The sequence below is a fragment of the Streptomyces jeddahensis genome (assembly GCF_001642995.1).
GTDB classification, from domain to species: Bacteria; Actinomycetota; Actinomycetes; order Streptomycetales; family Streptomycetaceae; genus Streptomyces; species Streptomyces jeddahensis.
Window position 1 is genome coordinate 118,349 of the sequence record NZ_LOHS01000081.1, and the last position, 16,566, is coordinate 134,914.

The 16,566-nt window shown below is 70.3% G+C and carries 13 protein-coding genes; 12 read left to right on the forward strand and 1 reads right to left on the reverse strand.

The features are described from left to right. Nucleotides 1-20: 20 nt before the first annotated feature. Nucleotides 21-1,019, reverse strand: coding sequence for a glycosyltransferase family 2 protein (locus STSP_RS17310; RefSeq protein ID WP_067278594.1), 999 nt, complete (start codon nt 1,017-1,019; stop codon nt 21-23). Nucleotides 1,020-1,217: 198 nt separating this feature from the next. On the opposite strand from STSP_RS17310, the gene STSP_RS17315 reads away from it, so the two are divergent. The 12 genes from STSP_RS17315 to STSP_RS17370 all read left to right on the forward strand — a co-directional run bounded on the left by STSP_RS17315 (nt 1,218) and on the right by STSP_RS17370 (nt 16,452). Continuing rightward, nucleotides 1,218-2,543, forward strand: coding sequence for a DUF6716 putative glycosyltransferase (locus tag STSP_RS17315; RefSeq protein ID WP_067278498.1), 1,326 nt, complete (start codon nt 1,218-1,220; stop codon nt 2,541-2,543). Between the two features lie 75 nt (nt 2,544-2,618). Beyond that, nucleotides 2,619-3,917, forward strand: a complete 1,299-nt coding sequence (locus tag STSP_RS17320; RefSeq protein WP_067278501.1) for an N-acylneuraminate cytidylyltransferase — start codon at nt 2,619-2,621, stop codon at nt 3,915-3,917. Between the two features lie 15 nt (nt 3,918-3,932). Then, entirely contained in the window at nt 3,933-4,871 is a 939-nt protein-coding gene (locus tag STSP_RS17325; protein WP_067278504.1) for an N-acetylneuraminate synthase family protein, read from the forward strand. Nucleotides 4,872-4,885: 14 nt separating this feature from the next. Beyond that, nucleotides 4,886-6,079, forward strand: a complete 1,194-nt coding sequence (locus STSP_RS17330; protein WP_067278506.1) for a hypothetical protein — start codon at nt 4,886-4,888, stop codon at nt 6,077-6,079. 196 nt (nt 6,080-6,275) lie between these two features. After that, a complete protein-coding gene (locus tag STSP_RS17335; protein WP_232789686.1) occupies nt 6,276-7,625 on the forward strand; it encodes an alkaline phosphatase PhoX in 1,350 nt (449 codons plus the stop codon). Nucleotides 7,626-7,782: 157 nt separating this feature from the next. Continuing rightward, nucleotides 7,783-9,036 carry an amidohydrolase gene (locus STSP_RS17340; protein WP_067278511.1) on the forward strand — a complete coding sequence of 418 codons (1,254 nt, stop codon included), beginning with the start codon at nt 7,783-7,785 and terminating at the stop codon, nt 9,034-9,036. Nucleotides 9,037-9,434: 398 nt separating this feature from the next. Next, nucleotides 9,435-10,484: a BMP family lipoprotein gene (locus STSP_RS17345; RefSeq protein WP_067278514.1), complete on the forward strand. Its 1,050-nt coding sequence runs from the start codon at nt 9,435-9,437 to the stop codon at nt 10,482-10,484. A 261-nt stretch (nt 10,485-10,745) separates the two neighbouring features. Beyond that, complete coding sequence (locus STSP_RS17350) at nt 10,746-11,795, forward strand: BMP family lipoprotein (protein ID WP_067278516.1); 1,050 nt, start codon at nt 10,746-10,748, stop codon at nt 11,793-11,795. A 241-nt stretch (nt 11,796-12,036) separates the two neighbouring features. After that, a complete protein-coding gene (locus tag STSP_RS17355; protein WP_067278518.1) occupies nt 12,037-13,641 on the forward strand; it encodes an ABC transporter ATP-binding protein in 1,605 nt (534 codons plus the stop codon). Beyond that, complete coding sequence (locus tag STSP_RS17360; RefSeq protein ID WP_067278521.1) at nt 13,641-14,777, forward strand: ABC transporter permease; 1,137 nt, start codon at nt 13,641-13,643, stop codon at nt 14,775-14,777. The genes STSP_RS17355 and STSP_RS17360 overlap by 1 nt, the downstream gene beginning before the upstream one ends. Then, on the forward strand, nt 14,774-16,039 hold the full coding sequence (locus STSP_RS17365; RefSeq protein ID WP_067278522.1) for an ABC transporter permease: 1,266 nt from the start codon (nt 14,774-14,776) through the stop codon (nt 16,037-16,039). The genes STSP_RS17360 and STSP_RS17365 overlap by 4 nt, the downstream gene beginning before the upstream one ends. Beyond that, entirely contained in the window at nt 16,036-16,452 is a 417-nt protein-coding gene (locus STSP_RS17370; protein WP_078067260.1) for a cytidine deaminase, read from the forward strand. Before STSP_RS17365 ends, STSP_RS17370 begins: the two co-directional genes overlap by 4 nt. Nucleotides 16,453-16,566 lie beyond the last annotated feature (114 nt).

Here is a 16,566-nt window from a genome sequence, read left to right on the forward strand (position 1 = left end):
GCTGGGGAACACGGCGGAGCTCACGCGGCCACCTCCCCGGCGGACACCGACCGCCTGCGCAGCCGGCGAAGCCGCGTCGCCCGCTCGATGTCCATGGAATCGAGTGCGTCGTCCAGCACGTGCTGCGGCATTCGCTTCAGTGCCGCCGCGCTCATCGCTTTCAGTTTGCGCGCCACGGATGGTTCGAACCTTTCGATGGATCCCAGGTGGTGGGAAATGATGGCGCAATACGTGCGCACGGCCTTCGGCAGCAGTTTCTCCGCTTCCGGATCCTGGGCTGTTTCCCGTATCACCTGGTCGAATGCGCGGATGAAATCGAGCTGGCGCACATCGCCGATCTGCGTCAGCGACGACGCGACCCCGCGCCGGTAGAAGACGCCGAGCAGGCTCACGGCCGCGAAGGATTCCGCCTCGCGGTGCAGCCGCCAGATCCACGGCCGGTCCTCGGCCGTGCGCAGCCCGTCGGTGAAGTGCAGCAGCCCCTTGTCGACGAGGCGGCGGTGGTAGACGCCCGCCCAGGCGTACGGGTAGTCGACGGAGGTGGACCGGTCGGCGGGGAGTATCGCGTCGCGCGGCTTCATCACCACATCGCGCAGGCCGTGCGGAACCCGGTGGATGGAGCGGGCCCTCGCCGTACACTGCACATGGTCGGTACGCACGAAGTCGCAGCCCAGTTCCTCGATGGCGGCGACCAGTCGGGCGTAGTAACCCGGCGCGAGCCAGTCGTCGCCGTCCAGGAAAGTGAGGTATTCGCCGGTCGCCGCGTCGATACCCGTGTTGCGGGCGGTCGCGAGGCCTCCGTTCACTTCGTGTCTGACGTGCACCACCCGGCCGACGCCGCCGGCGCCCTGCAGTTCCTTCGCCGCGCGTTCGAGGATGTCCGGAGTCTCATCCTTCGAGCAGTCGTCGACGAAAACGAATTCAAAGTCGTCGCGTGCGTTGGCACGCAGACTCTTCAAGGTGTCGGGCGCGTATTGCTGCACGTTGTAGAACGGCACGATGACGGAGAGCTTGACCACCTGCATGACGTTAGGTGCCGGTTCGGCATTCGTCTTGACTCACGGCTTGATGCAAGGTGAACGACGCGTGGCGGTACCGTGAACCAGGCACTTTCCGGGCTCGTTCCCGGCCCGATTCGCCATTCGTCGATGTGCTGTTAACCGTTTGTTGCATTCGGGTTGGGCCGCGGCTCGAAATGCCTTCCTAGCGTCGTCGACGTGCCAGCAAGTACTTCGACGAACTCCCCGCGGGTGGCCGTACTCGCCGATTCCGACACCCGGTGGAAATGGGGCGCGCTCACCGCGAACCGCACCGTTCCGGACAGTCGGCTGAGCGGCTTCCTGCTCCGCGGGCGCGCCACGCCGACAGCCCGCCAGTTGCGGGAGGTCGGAGTGCGCGCGGACGACCTCCGCGAGGTCACGGCCGTCGAGTTCCTGCGCGAGATGGAGCGGGAGCACGACGCGTACGACGTCGTCGTCCTCGCCCTCGTCGGCGGTGCCGTCCAGGCCATGCTGCACGGACTCGCCCGCGTCTGGCAGGGCCGCGCGAAGCGCCCCGTCGTCGTCACCGGCTACGTCGGCGTCGTCTACGAGAAGCTCGCCGACGGCCTGCTGCTGCGGCACGGCGCGGACCTCGTCCTCGCCAACTCCCGCCACGACGCGGAGCGGTTCCGCGCCGTGTACGAGGGAGTGGGCGCCGACGCCTCGTCCGTCATCGAGACCGCGCTGCCGTTCCTCGGCGGCAAGCCGTACGAGAAGCAGGCCGGCAAGGACCACCCGTACACCGTGGTCTTCGCCGCCCAGCCCTCCGTGCCCGACACCGCCGCCGACCGCACCTACCTGCTTCGCCGCCTCGCCGAGCACGCCCGCCTGCACCCGGACCGCGAGGTCCTGCTCAAGCTGCGGTCCAAGCCCGGCGAGCACACCACGCACATCGAGGAACTGCCCTACCAGAAGCTCGCGCAGCGGCTTCCCGGCGGACTGCCCGCCAACTGCCGCCTCGTGTACGGGCACATGGGCGAGGTCCTCGACCGCACCGACCTGCTGGTCACCGTCAGCTCCACGGCCGCGCTGGAGGCCCTGCACCGCCGCATCCCCACGGTCATCCTGACCGACCTGGGCGTGCGCGAGGCGCTCGGCAACCACCACTTCACCGGCTCCGGGTGCCTCGCCTCCTGGGACCAGCTCGACGCCGGCCACCAGCCGGTGCCGGACGAGAAGTGGGTCGCCCGGCAGGGCGTCGCCGCCGACGGAGCCTACGAGACGGCCTTCGACGCGGCACGCGAACGCATCGCGGCGCTGCTGGACTCGGCCGAACTCCCGCCCCTGATGCCGTACTACACGCCCGTCACCGCCCCCGGCTATCTGCCGCGCGTCCTCGCCCGCCACCACCTCGGTCCCGACGGCGCCCCGCTGCCCGGAGCACCCGTGTCCGACAAGGAGCCGGGCCCCGTGCGGCAGATCGTGCGCCGCGCCGCCCGCGGCGCCTACCGCCACGGAGTCCAGCGCGTGGCGCCCGTGATCCGGCGCATGGGCGAGTTGTGACGGCCCCTCGCATGGCGGCCTGTGAACCCGCCCCCTGACGACCACGCACCCCAAGGAACCGAGGAGACCTCTCCCATGACGCACCCCGAAGCGGGCACAGCGGCGCCAGTACGCCGGGTGCTCGCGGTGATCCCCGCACGCGGCGGCTCCAAGGGCGTGCCCGCCAAGAACCTCGCCCCGGTCGGCGGCGTGCCCCTCGTGGCCCGCGCCGTCCGCGAGTGCCGCGCCACCCGGCTCGTCACGGACGTCGTGGTCTCCACGGACGACGCCGCCATAGCCGCCTGCGCCCGCGAGGCGGGAGCCGAGGTGGTGCTGCGCCCCGCCGCGATCGCCGGCGACACGGCCACCAGCGAGGCCGCGGTCCTGCACGCGATGGACGCCCACGAGGCCCTGCACGGCGCGGCCGTGGACGCGGTCCTGCTGGTGCAGTGCACGAGCCCGTTCCTGGTCCGCGAGGACATCGACGGAGTGGCGGCTGCGGTCGTCGAGAACGGAGCGGACACGGCGGTGACCGTCGCGCCGTTCCACGGGTTCATCTGGCGGGACGCGGACGACGAGCCGGCCGCGATCGGCACCGAGCGCGCCGCTGTCGAGGGCGGCACCGACACCCTGGTCGCCGACCCCACCACCCGCGGCGGCTACGGCGTCAACCACGACAAGTCCTTCCGCCCCCGCCGCCAGGACCGCCCCCAGGACCTCCTGGAGACCGGCGCCGCCTACGCGATGGACGCGGCGGGTTTCCGCGAGCACAAGCACCGCTTCTTCGGGCACACCGAGCTCGTACGCACCGACCCCGCCCGAGTCCTCGAGGTCGACGACCCGCACGACCTCGCCCGGGCCCGCGCGCTCGCCCCGCTGTTCGACGCGGACCGGCCCGGCGCCCTCCCGACCGCCGACGACATCGACGCGGTCGTACTCGACTTCGACGGCACCCAGACCGACGACAGGGTGCTGATCGACTCCGAAGGACGCGAGTTCGTCTCCGTGCACCGCGGGGACGGCCTCGGCATCGCCGCCCTCCGCAGGAGCGGCCTGACGATGCTGATCCTGTCCACGGAGCAGAACCCGGTCGTCGCCGCCCGGGCCCGGAAGCTCAAGATCCCGGTCCTGCACGGCATCGACCGGAAGGACCTCGCACTCAAGCAGTGGTGCGAGGAGCAGGGCATCGCGCCTGAGCGCGTGCTCTACGTCGGCAACGACGTCAACGACCTCCCGTGCTTCGCCCTCGTGGGCTGGCCCGTGGCGGTCGCGAGTGCCCACGACGTCGTGCGCGGCGCCGCACGCGCGGTCACCACCGTCCCCGGCGGTGACGGCGCGATCCGAGAGATCGCCAGCTGGATCCTCGGCCCCTCTCTCGACTCCCTCAACAAGTAAGGAAATCCCCCTGCCATGAGCACCAACTCCCGCCTGCGCACCTTCGGTTCCCGCACCGCCGGTCCCGGTCAGCCCGTCTACATCTGCGGCGAGATCGGCATCAACCACAACGGCGAGCTCGAGAACGCGTTCAAGCTGATCGACGTGGCCGCCGAGGCGGGCTGCGACGCGGTCAAGTTCCAGAAGCGGACCCCGGAGATCTGCACCCCGCGCGACCAGTGGGACATCGAGCGCGACACCCCCTGGGGCCGGATGACGTACATCGACTACCGGCACCGCGTCGAGTTCGGCGAGGACGAGTACCGCCAGATCGACGAGTACTGCAAGAGCAAGAACATCGACTGGTTCGCCTCCCCGTGGGACACCGAGGCCGTCGCCTTCCTGGAGAAGTTCGACGTCCCGGCCCACAAGGTCGCGTCCGCGTCCCTGACCGACGACGAGCTGCTCCGCGCCCTCCGCGCGACCGGCCGCACGGTCATCCTCTCCACCGGCATGTCCACCCCGAAGCAGATCCGCCACGCGGTCGAGGTCCTCGGCTCGGACAACATCCTGCTGTGCCACGCCACGTCGACGTACCCGGCGAAGGCCGAGGAGCTCAACCTGCGGGTGATCAACACCCTGCAGCAGGAGTACCCGAACGTCCCGATCGGCTACTCCGGCCACGAGACCGGCCTGCAGACCACCCTCGCCGCGGTCGCGCTCGGCGCCACCTTCGTCGAGCGTCACATCACGCTGGACCGCGCCATGTGGGGCTCCGACCAGGCGGCCTCCGTGGAGCCGCAGGGCCTGCAGCGCCTGGTCCGCGACATCCGCACCATCGAGTCCTCCCTCGGTGACGGCGTCAAGAAGGTCTACGAGTCGGAGCTCGGCCCGATGAAGAAGCTCCGCCGCGTCACCGGTGTCGTCGCCGAGGCCGAGATCGCCGCCGCCGCGGGCGAGCCGGTCGGCGTCTGAGCGGTACACGGCAGATGACTCCCCGAACCGGGCCGGCGGCCGGCTCCACGCTCGCCTTCGTCGAGAGCCCCGTACAGCTCCTCAACGTCCTGGAGTGGGCGCACACAGCCACGCCCAGGGCCGCGCAGGAGCGTACGGACAGTGTCGCGCCGCCGTCCGTGCGGACGCGGCACGAGGCCGCCGCCGGCCCGGCCGGGGAGCCGGCCCACCAGACACCGGGGGCGTACGCCCCCGTCCCCCTCACCCCGGGCGCCCTCACCCTCGTCGTCCTGTCGCCCACCGACCCCATGACCCGCGGGCAGCTTCGCCGCATGGCCGAGCTCGCCCGGAACGAGGGCTACCAGGTCCGCTGGGAGGAGGCGAGGGGCGGCCCGGCCGCGCCCTTCCAGACCATCGGCGGCCTCACCCCGCTCCTGCGGGCGGCCCGCCGGATCGTCATCGGCGACCCGTTCTCCCGCTACGTACAGCTCCTGCTGACGATCACGCGCGCCCGCCACCTGGTCGTCGTCGACGACGGCACGGCCACCATGGAGTTCATCTCCCAGCTGGCCCGCGGCGAGCGCCTGGTGCGCTGGCACCGGCGCGGCGGCCGTCCCGGGGCGCGCGACATCGTCTTCGCACCGGTGTCCGCATCGGCGCGCCGCCGCCTCACTCCCGGCCGCAGGCGGACGGTCGAGGTGTTCTCGTCCATGCCGATCGAGGCGGCACCCGACGGCGTCCGCATCACCGCCAACGACTTCGGCTGGACGCGCTCCCGCTTCGGCCCGCCCCGCATCACCAAGGGAGCCGACCTGGTCGGCACGTCCCTGGTCGAAACGGGTGTGGTCGACCCCGACCGCTATCTGGAGGCGGTCACATCCCTCGCCCGCACCCACGGCGCCACCAGGTACTTCGCGCACCGCCGCGAAAGCTCCGACAAACTCCACCGGCTGGCGGTCGAAACGGGCCTCGAGGTCGTGCGCCCCGACCTCCCCCTGGAACTGATAGCCCGCCGCGGCCCGATCGGCCGTACGATCCTCAGCTTCCCGTCGACGGTCGTCCACACCCTGCCGCTGGCCCTCGCGGGCACCGAGGTGAAGGTGGCCGTGTGCGACATAGACCCGGCCTGGCTGACGGACCACGCCTCGCCCAGAGCGCAGGGCTTCCTGTCGGGCGTCACGGGCACGGCGCGCGACGTGCACCGGCTGTCGGCGGTCACGGCGGTGTGACGAGGGCGCCGGACGGGCGCCCTCCTGAGCACCGTGCGCCACGGGCGGCGGCAGGGCGCAGTGCCCTGCCGCGCAAGAGGTTCTCTCAACGCTCACTTTCCGTTGGGAAACGGAGAAACGGTTCACTCCTAGGGTTTCTGGCGCCGCTCCCCAGTTCTCCCTTGTTCGTTGCATCGAGAGGACTCTCATGATGGGCATGTCCGCCGGAAGACCGACCGGTCCCGGTTTCGAACGACGCACCCTCCTGCGCGGCGCCGCCGTGGCCGCAGCGGCATCCGTTCCCTTCCAGGCCCTCGCCGCACGGACGGCGGCAGCGGCGCCGGTCAAGCTCGAGTTCGACGCCGGGTACGGGCCGCTGAGCCCGGTCAAGGACCAGGCGACCGGCCTGGAGCTGCTGCAGCTGCCCCGCGGGTTTGAGTACATCTCCTACGGGTGGACGAACGACCCCATGGACGACGGCGCCCGCACCCCGGGCTCGCACGACGGCATGGCGGCCTTCCGCTACGGCGACAAGGTCCACCTCGTCCGCAACCACGAGCGCGGCGCCGGTCCCGCCTTCACCGCTCCGGCCTACAACCCGGAGGCCGGCGGCGGCACCACCACCCTCGTCTTCGACCCGGACGCCGGCCAGTGGCTGGAGTCCTACGGCAGCCTTGGCGGCACCATCCGGAACTGCGCCGGCGGACCCACCCCGTGGAACACCTGGCTGACCTGCGAGGAGACCTTCTCCACGACCGCCGGCACGCGCCACGGCTACATCTTCGAGGTGGCATCGGAGGGCAAGGGCAACCCCGAGCCCTACAAGGCCATGGGCCGGTTCAACCACGAGGCCATCGCCGTCGACCCGGCGACCGGTTACGTCTACGAGACCGAGGACCGCGGCGACGCGTCGCTGTACCGGTTCGTCCCGGCGGTGCCGGGCGACCTGTCCAAGGGCGGCCGGCTCGAGGCCCTGCGCATCGGCAGCACGTCGTACGACACCCGCCTCGACGGCGAGAAGGCGTACGGCACCGTCTCCTGGGTGCCCGTGGAGGACGTCGACCCGGCGACGGACACGGTGCGGCTCCAGGCACAGGCGAACGGCGCCGCGGTGTTCAGCCGCCTCGAGGGCGCCTGGTACGGCAACGACCGCATCTACGTGATTACGACGGACGGCGGCCCCGCCCGCCAGGGCCAGGTCTTCGAACTCGACCCTGCCACCGACGAGTTCCGCGTGCTCTTCGCCTCTCCCGGCTCCGACGTCCTCAACGCACCGGACAACATGTGCGTCAGCCCCCGCGGTGGTCTGGTGCTCTGCGAGGACGGCGGCGGCACCGAGTACGTCCACGGGCTGACCACGGAGGGCGAGATCTTCCGCTTCGCCGCCAACAACGTGGACCTGCGGAGCGGGACAGCGGGCAAGAACGTCGCGGCGGCCGACCACAGGGGTTCCGAGTGGGCCGGCTCGGTGTTCGAGCCGAAGAACGGCAACTGGCTGTTCGTGAACATCCAGACCCCGGGCATCACGTTCGCGATCACCGGACCCTGGACCCAGGGCGCCCTCTGAACCCTGGCTGAACGCTGAAAAACAAATTTCATACCCTCCCGGGGAGACGCGCATGCACGCTCCGGCCGGATTTCTTACCTCGATCGGGCTGAAGTTTTGTTGATCGCAGTTCGGTCCGGCCCCGATTCGCCCTACCCTTCAAAGGGTGAAGCAACTGATGTCCCGCGAGTCCGACGTCCCCGGAGACGTCCCCGGTGCCGAGTCCGCGGCGGAAGCCCTCCCCGGTGCGCTGCCCGAAGAGCTGCGTAGCGAGCTGATCGCCTTCCGCCGCGACCTGCACATGCACCCGGAGCTCGGCAACCAGGAGTTCCGTACCACCGCGGCGATCAAGGCCCGCCTCGAGAAGGCAGGGCTGCGGCCGCGCGTCCTCGACACGGGGACGGGACTCGTATGCGACATCGGCGGCGGCGACCTCCCGGAACGGGACACGGTACGGCCCATGCTCGCGCTGCGCGCCGACATCGACGCGCTGCCCATCCCGGACACCAAGACGAGCTGCGCCTACCGCTCCACCGTGCCCGACCGCGCCCACGCCTGCGGCCACGACGTGCACACCACCGTCGTGCTCGGAGCGGGCCTCGTCCTCGCCGAGCTGGACCGCCAGGGCCGGCTCCCGCATCCCGTACGGCTGATCTTCCAGCCCGCCGAGGAGGTACTGCCCGGCGGCGCCGCCGACGCGATCGAGTCGGGCGTCCTGGACGGCGTCGGGAAGATCATCGCCGTGCACTGCGACCCGAAGGTCGAGGCGGGACGCATCGGGCTGCGGCACGGCCCGATCACCTCGGCCTGCGACCGGCTCGAGGTCTCCCTCGACGGGCCCGGCGGTCACACGGCCCGCCCCCACCTGACGACCGACCTCGTCACCGCGGTCGCCAAGGTCGTCACCGACGTGCCCGGCATGGTGGCCCGCCGGATCGACGCCCGTTCGGGTCTCGCCGTGACCTGGGGGCGTATCGAATCCGGCCACACCTGCAACGTCATCCCGCAGCACGCCGAGCTGTCCGGCACCGTCCGCTGCCTCGACCTGGACGCGTGGCGGCAGGCGCCGGACCTGGTGCACGCCGCGATCGACGAGATCGCGGGGATCCACCGCGCCAAGTCGGTGATCAACTACATCCGCGGGGTGCCGCCCGTCGTCAACGACCGCGAGGTCACCGAGCTGCTGCGGGACGCCATGGCCGCCCGCCGCGGGGTGTCCTCGATCGAGGACACCGAGCAGAGCCTCGGCGGCGAGGACTTCTCCTGGTACCTCGAGAAGGTGCCGGGCGCCATGGCCCGCCTCGGCGTCCGTACGCCCGGCGAGCGCGGCATCCGTGATCTCCACCAGGGCGACTTCGACGCCGACGAGTACGCGATCACTGTCGGGGTCGAGCTCTTCACCGCAGCGGCGCTGCTGGACGCCGGGCTCTGACGGCCGGTGGCCGGCTTGTGCGCCTTCGGCTGGTGGGTGGGTCGGGGCGCGGGCGGCTGCCGGGCAACCGCTCCGCACCGTTGTGGGCAATCGTTCCGCAGGGCGGAACGGGTGGGCACAACACCACGACGGCGGGCGCCCTGGCCCAGTACCCGCACCCCACGGGGTGGGCACAACCCCACGACGGCGGTGCCGTAAGCCGTTGCGGCCCGAACGCTCAGCGTAAGGGCCGATTGCCCTAACCGCCCCATTCGATCCCATGGTTCACAAGGCCGTAACCAGCCATCGGCACGAATGGATAACGGCCGCGAGAAACCCCGTTCCCTGGACTGTCTACGCGCGTTAATGTGCGCCGAGCCAAGCGCCCACGCGGGGCTTCGGAGAATGGGGAACTTCAGATGCGTCGGATATCCAAACTGACCCGGGCCGCGGTGGGGGTCGCGTCGCTCGCGCTCGCCGCCACGGCCTGCGGCGGCACCAGTGACCAGGCGGACAAGCCCGAGAGCAAGGACAGCAACAAGGGCCTCGCCATCGCCTACGACATCGGCGGCAAGGGCGACCAGTCGTTCAACGACGCCGCCTACGCGGGCCTGGAGAAGGCGAAGAAGAAGTTCGGCTACGAGACCCAGGACGTCGAGCCCACCGACGGGGAGACGGACGCCGACAAGGAGCAGCGCCTCGCCTCCCTCGCCAAGCAGGGCTACAACCCGGTCATCGGTGTCGGCTTCGCCTACGGCACGGCGATGGAGAAGGTCGCCAAGAAGTACCCGGACACGAGCTTCGGCATCGTCGACTCGGTGGTCAAGGGCGACAACGTGGCATCGCTGGTCTTCGCCGAGAACGAGGCCTCGTACCTCGCCGGTGTGGCCGCTGCCAAGGCGACCAAGACGAACGTCGTCGGCTTCGTGGGCGGTGTGGACATCCCGCTCATCCACAAGTTCGAGGCGGGCTTCAAGCAGGGCGTCGAGGACACGAACTCCAAGGTCAAGGTCCTGTCGCAGTACCTGACGCAGACCGCCGAGGAGGGCGGCTTCTCCAGCCCGGACAAGGGCAAGGCCGCCGCCGAGGGCCAGATCGAGAAGAAGGCGGACGTCGTCTACCAGGCCGCCGGTCTGTCCGGTCAGGGCGTCATCGAGGCCGCCGCCACCGCCAAGGTGTGGGCGATCGGCGTCGACTCTGACCAGTACGCGCAGGAAGCCCTCGCCAAGTACAAGGACTACATCCTGACCTCCGCGCTCAAGGACGTCGGCGGCGCCGTGTACGCGCTCGCGGAGTCCGTCGAGGCAGGCCAGCCGCTGACCGGCGTGCAGACCTTCGACCTGAAGGTGGACGGCGTCGGCCTCGCCGAAAGCAACCCGAAGTTCAAGGAGATCGACGGTCTCGCCGACGCCGTGGCCAAGGCCAAGGCGGGCATCATCGACGGCTCCATCAAGGTCAAGACCGAGTAGATCACCGAGTAGATCCGACCTCCGTCTGTGGCGACGGGGCGGGTGGGCGTCATCGATGCCCGCCCGCCCCGTCGTCCGTTCTCGGGCCCTCGTACGCTCGGCTCGGGCCCTCGTCCGCCCGGCTCGTCCGCACGGCTTGGGCACGGGCGCATAACAAGGTGGACAGAAGGGGTTTTCTCGTAGGTCTACGCGCGTTACTCTGCGGCGGAAGTTAGCGCCATAGCTGTACCGCCAGGCGCTTGTACGACAGGAGCACACCACATGCGCCGGGTTTCCCGTATCGCGGTCGCGGGCGCTGCGACCGCCTCGCTCGCCCTCGCGCTGTCCGCCTGCGGCAGCACGTCGACCTCCGCCGGCTCGTCGGACACGAAGGGCGACAAGGGCCTCGCCATCGCGTACGACGTCGGCGGCAAGGGCGACCAGTCCTTCAACGACGCAGCCTACGCGGGCCTGCAGAAGGCGAAGAAGGAGTTCGGGTACCGGACCCAGGACATCGAGCCCACCGAGGGCGAGACGGACGCCGACAAGACCCAGCGCCTGGTCTCCCTGGCCAAGCAGGGCTACAACCCGGTGATCGGCGTCGGCTACGCCTACGCGGCGGCCGTCAAGGAGGCCGCGGCGAAGTACCCCGACACCACCTTCGGCATCGTCGACGACTCCACGATCGAGGCGGACAACGTCGCCGACCTGGTCTTCTCCGAGGAGGAGGCGTCGTACCTCGCCGGTGTGGCCGCTGCCAAGGCGACCAAGACCGACGTCGTCGGCTTCGTGGGCGGCGTGGACGTCCCGCTCATCCACAAGTTCGAGGCGGGCTTCGAGCAGGGCGTCAAGGACACGGACCCGAAGGTCAAGGTCCTGTCGCAGTACCTGACGCAGACCGCCGAGGAGGGCGGCTTCTCCAGCCCGGACAAGGGCAAGACGGCCGCCGAGGGCCAGATCGAGAAAAACGCGGACGTCGTCTACCAGGCGGCCGGTCTGTCCGGTCAGGGCGTGATCGAGGCCGCTGCCGCCGCCAAGGTGTGGGCGATCGGCGTCGACTCCGACCAGTACAAGCAGGAAGCCCTCAGCAAGTACAAGAAGTACATCCTCACCTCCGCGACGAAGGACGTCGCGAAGGCGGTGTACAACCTTGCGAAGTCGGTCGAGGACGGCAAGCCCGAGGCCGGTATCGTCAGGGGCGATCTGAAGTCCGGCGAGGTCGGCCTCGCGGACTCCAACCCGGAGTTCAAGAGCGACACCGAGCTCCAGAAGGCCATCGAGACGGCCAAGGAGAAGATCATCAGCGGCGAGATCAAGGTCAAGTCCAGCTGACACGGGCAGACCGGCCGGCACATCGCAGTGCCGGCCGGTACAGCAAGATCACGAGCAGCCAGTAACCGCGGGGTTACGTCCGCTCGACGGGGTGCGGGAGCCAGGCTTCCCGTACCCCGTTGTCGCGGAGCATCGCCCCTTCCGATGCCGTAGGGGCGCTACACGTAGACGGCCCCCTTCCCCAGGAGAGTGCGTCATCAACGCGTCCAGCAGCCCTCCGGCCGGCGCGGCGGGCGGTCAGGTGACCGCCGTCGAACTCGCCGGGATCACGAAGCGATTCCCCGGCGTCGTGGCCAACCATGACATCCACCTCACCGTCCGCAAGGGCACCGTCCACGCCCTCGTCGGCGAGAACGGCGCCGGCAAGTCGACGCTGATGAAGATCCTCTACGGCATGCAGAAGCCGGACGAGGGCACCATCGCGATCGACGGCGAGCAGGTCGCCTTCTCGTCGCCCGCCGATGCCATCGCCCGCGGCATCGGCATGGTCCACCAGCACTTCATGCTCGCCGACAACCTCACCGTCCTGGAGAACGTGGTCCTCGGCAGCGAGAAGCTGTACGGCATCGGCGGCAGGGCGCGCCGGAAGATACTCGAGATATCCGAGCGGTACGGCCTCGACGTACGCCCGGACGTCCTCGTCGAGAACCTCGGCGTCGCCGCCCGCCAGCGCGTGGAGATCCTCAAGGTCCTCTACCGCGGCGCCCGCACCCTGATCCTCGACGAGCCCACCGCGGTCCTCGTGCCGCAGGAGGTCGACGCGCTCTTCGCCAACCTGCGCGAACTGAAGTCCGAGGGCCTGTCGGTCATCTTCATCTCCCACAAGCTGGGCGAGGTGCTGTCGGTCGCCGACGAGATCACGGTCATCCGCCGCGGTACGACCGTCGGCACCGCCGTCCCGGCCGAGACGACCCCGCGCCAGCTCGCCGAGCTCATGGTCGGCAGCGAGCTGCCCACGCCGGAGACCAGCGAGTCGACGGTCACCGACCGCCCCGTCCTGACCGTCAAGGACCTGCGCCTGGTCGCCGACGGCGGCAAGGCGCTCCTCGACGACATCAGCTTCACCATCCACGCGGGCGAGGTCCTGGGCCTCGCCGGCGTTGAGGGCAACGGCCAGACCGAGCTGGTCGAGGCGCTCATCGGCCTCAGGCACGCCGACTCCGGCACCATCACGCTGGCCGAGGACGAGATCACCGCCTGGCCGACCCGCAGGCGCCGCGAGCAGGGCGTCGGCTACATCCCCGAGGACCGCCACCGCCACGGCCTGCTCCTGGAGGCGCCCCTCTGGGAGAACCGCATCCTCGGGCATGTCACCGAGGAGCCCAGCACCCGCGGCAAGCGGCACTTCTGGCTGGACCCGAAGGCCGCCCAGGCCGACACCCGGCGGATCGTCGAGGAGTACGACGTCCGCACCCCCGGCATCGACGTCACCGCCGCCTCGCTGTCCGGCGGCAACCAGCAGAAGCTGATCGTCGGCCGCGAGATGAGCCACAAGCCGCGCTTCCTCATCGCCGCCCACCCCACCCGCGGCGTGGACGTCGGCGCGCAGGCCCAGATCTGGGACCAGATCCGCGAGGCCCGCCGCGAGGGCCTCGCCGTACTGCTGATCTCCGCGGACCTCGACGAGCTGATCGGCCTCTCCGACACCCTCCGCGTGATCTACAACGGCAGGCTCGTCGCCGACGCCGACCCCGCCACCATCACCCCGGAGGAGCTCGGCTCGGCCATGACCGGCGCCGCCTCCGGCCACCTCGAGCACGAAGAAGCCCCGGCAGACGCTCTGGCGAAGACCCCGGCAGACGCTCCCGCGACGACGGCAGACGCCCCGGAAGACGAGGCCCGCTGATGAAGAAGTTCGACAAGGAGCGGGTGCTCCTCGCCGTGGCCGGGCCGGTCATCGCGCTCGTCGTGGCCGTGGCCCTGACCTCGGTCGTGCTGATCGCGTCCGGCAAGAACCCGGTCGAGCCCTACCTGCTGATGTTCGAGCAGGCCACGTACTCCGACATCCAGGTCCTGATCATCAACCAGGCCGGGATGTACTACCTGGCGGCGCTCGCGGTGGCCATCGGCTTCCGGATGAACCTGTTCAACATCGGCGTGGACGGCCAGTACCAGCTCGCCGCCATGGCGGCCGCGATCGTCGGCACCCACGTCGCGATGCCGGCGGTCCTGCAGATCCCGCTGCTGGTGCTGACCGCGGTCCTCACCGGCGCCTTCTGGTCAGGCATCGCGGGTGTCCTGAAGGTCACCCGGGGCGTCAGCGAGGTCGTCGCGACGATCATGCTCAACGCGATCGCGAGCTCCGTCATCGCCTACCTGTGGCTGCCCAGCGTCTTCGGCGTCAAGGTCGGCAACAACAACACCACCGGTGAGATGGCCAAGTCCGGCTGGGTGCCCGGCATCGACATGGGTCCGGCCGGCGAGATCTACGGCTTCACGCTCGTCGCGATCCTCCTCGGCATCGGCTACTGGGTCGTCCTCAACCGCACCCGCTTCGGCTTCGACCTGCGCGCCTCGGGCGCGTCGGAGACCGCCGCCGCGGCCAGCGGTGTCGACCCCAAGCGCATGGTCCTCACCGCCATGCTCGTGTCCGGCGGCATGGCCGGCCTCGCGGGCCTGCCGATCCTGCTCGGCGCCTCGCACACCTACAGCGCGACCTTCCCGACCACCCTCGGCTTCACGGGCATCACCATCGCCCTGCTCGGCCGCAACAACCCGGTCGGCATCGCCTTCGCCGCCCTCCTGATCGCCTGGCTCGACAAGGCATCGCCGGAACTGGAGTTCGCTCCGGTGCCGTACGACAAGGAGATCGCGGTCATCATGCAGGGCCTGATCGTGCTCGCGGTCGTCGTCTCGTACGAGGCCGTACGCACCTGGGGCCTGCGCCGCCAGCAGCGCCGCGTCGGCGCGGAGCTCGCCGCGGGCCACGTCCTCGGCGCCTCCTCTGACAACAACACCGAGAAGGAGGTGGCTGGCCGATGACCACGGCAACCGCTGTCAACCAGCCCTCGCTGGGGTCCGCCGCACCGGCCGGCCGCAGGCTGTCTCTCCCCGTCCTGCTGCTGGTCATCGCGGGCGCCCTCGCGCTGACCTCGATCGTCCGCATCATCACCGGCGCCGACGGCATCACCAACGTCAGCCAGATGTCCACCGCCCTTCAGCTGGCCGTGCCGATCGGCCTGGCCGGTCTCGGCGGCCTGTGGGCCGAGCGCGCGGGCGTCGTCAACATCGGCCTCGAAGGCATGATGATCCTCGGCACGTGGTTCGGTGCCTGGGCCGGCTACCAGTGGGGCCCGTGGACCGGCGTCCTCGTCGGCATCCTCGGCGGGGCGCTCGGCGGCCTGCTGCACGCGTTCGTCACCGTCACGTTCAACGTCAACCACATCGTCTCCGGTGTGGCCATCAACATCCTGGCCCTCGGCGCCACCCGGTACCTCGCCCCGCTCGCCTTCGAGGGCGTCCAGGGCGGCTCGGCCAAGCAGTCCCCGCCCGTGCACTCCCTCGGCGACTTCACGGTGCCCGGACTCTCCGACGCGCTGCAAGAACTCAACGCCAAGGGCTGGTTCTTCGTCTCCGACATCGCGGGGCTCCTCGGCGGTCTGGTCACCAACGTCTCCTGGCTGACCCTGCTCGCCGTCGCGCTGATCCCCGCCTCCTGGTGGATCCTGTGGCGCACCGCCTTCGGCCTGCGCCTGCGGTCCTGCGGCGAGAACCCGGTCGCGGCCGAGTCCCTCGGCGTCAACGTCTACAAGTACAAGTACCTGGCCGTGATCATCTCCGGCGGCCTGGCCGGACTCGGCGGCGTCTTCCTCTCCATCGTCGCCAACCCCTTCTACCTGGAGGGCCAGACCAGCGGCCGCGGCTACATCGGCCTCGCCGCGATGATCTTCGGTAACTGGATGCCCGGCGGACTCGCCCTGGGCGCGGGCCTCTTCGGCTACACCGACAGCCTCAACCTGCGCGGCGGCTCCGAGAACGTCCACGCGCTGCTGCTGCTCGGCGCCGTCCTGCTGGCGGTCGGCGCCATCTGGCTGCTGATCCGGAAGAAGTACGCCCCGGCCCTGCTGACCGCGGCCATCGGTGTTCTGATGTTCACCTGGTACTCCGTCACCAACGAGGTGCCCAACCAGGTCGTCTCCGCCACCCCGTACGTCATCACGCTGCTCGTGCTCGCCCTGTCGGCGCAGCGCCTGCGGATGCCGAAGGCGGACGGCCTGCCGTACCGGAAGGGTCAGGGCAAGTGAGTTCCGTAGGCGGCGCCGCCCGGGACGCCGACGTCGACTGGGAGGCCCTGCGGGAGGCCGCGCGGGACGCCATGTCCCGCGCCTACGCCCCCTACTCGGGCTTCCCCGTCGGCGCCGCGGCCCTGGCCGACGACGGCCGGACCGTGACCGGCTGCAACGTCGAGAACGCGTCGTACGGCCTCGGCCTGTGCGCCGAATGCGGGCTCGTCTCGCAGCTGCAGCTCACCGGCGGCGGGCGGCTGACGCACTTCACCTGCGTCGACGGCAAGGGCGACATCCTGATGCCGTGCGGGCGCTGCCGCCAGCTGCTGTTCGAGTTCGGCGGGCCCGCACTGCTCCTGGAGACCCCCGAGGGGGTCCAGCCCCTGTCGGCGGTGCTGCCGCAGGCGTTCGGGCCGGAGCGGCTGCTGTAGGTCTGTTTTTCTGGGGGCTTCGCCCCCAGCCCCCGTTAATTCAGCCCGTCCGGCGTTTGAGGACCGGGGGTCCAGGGGGCTGGCGCCCCCTGGTTACGGGAAGGGGCGGGGTGG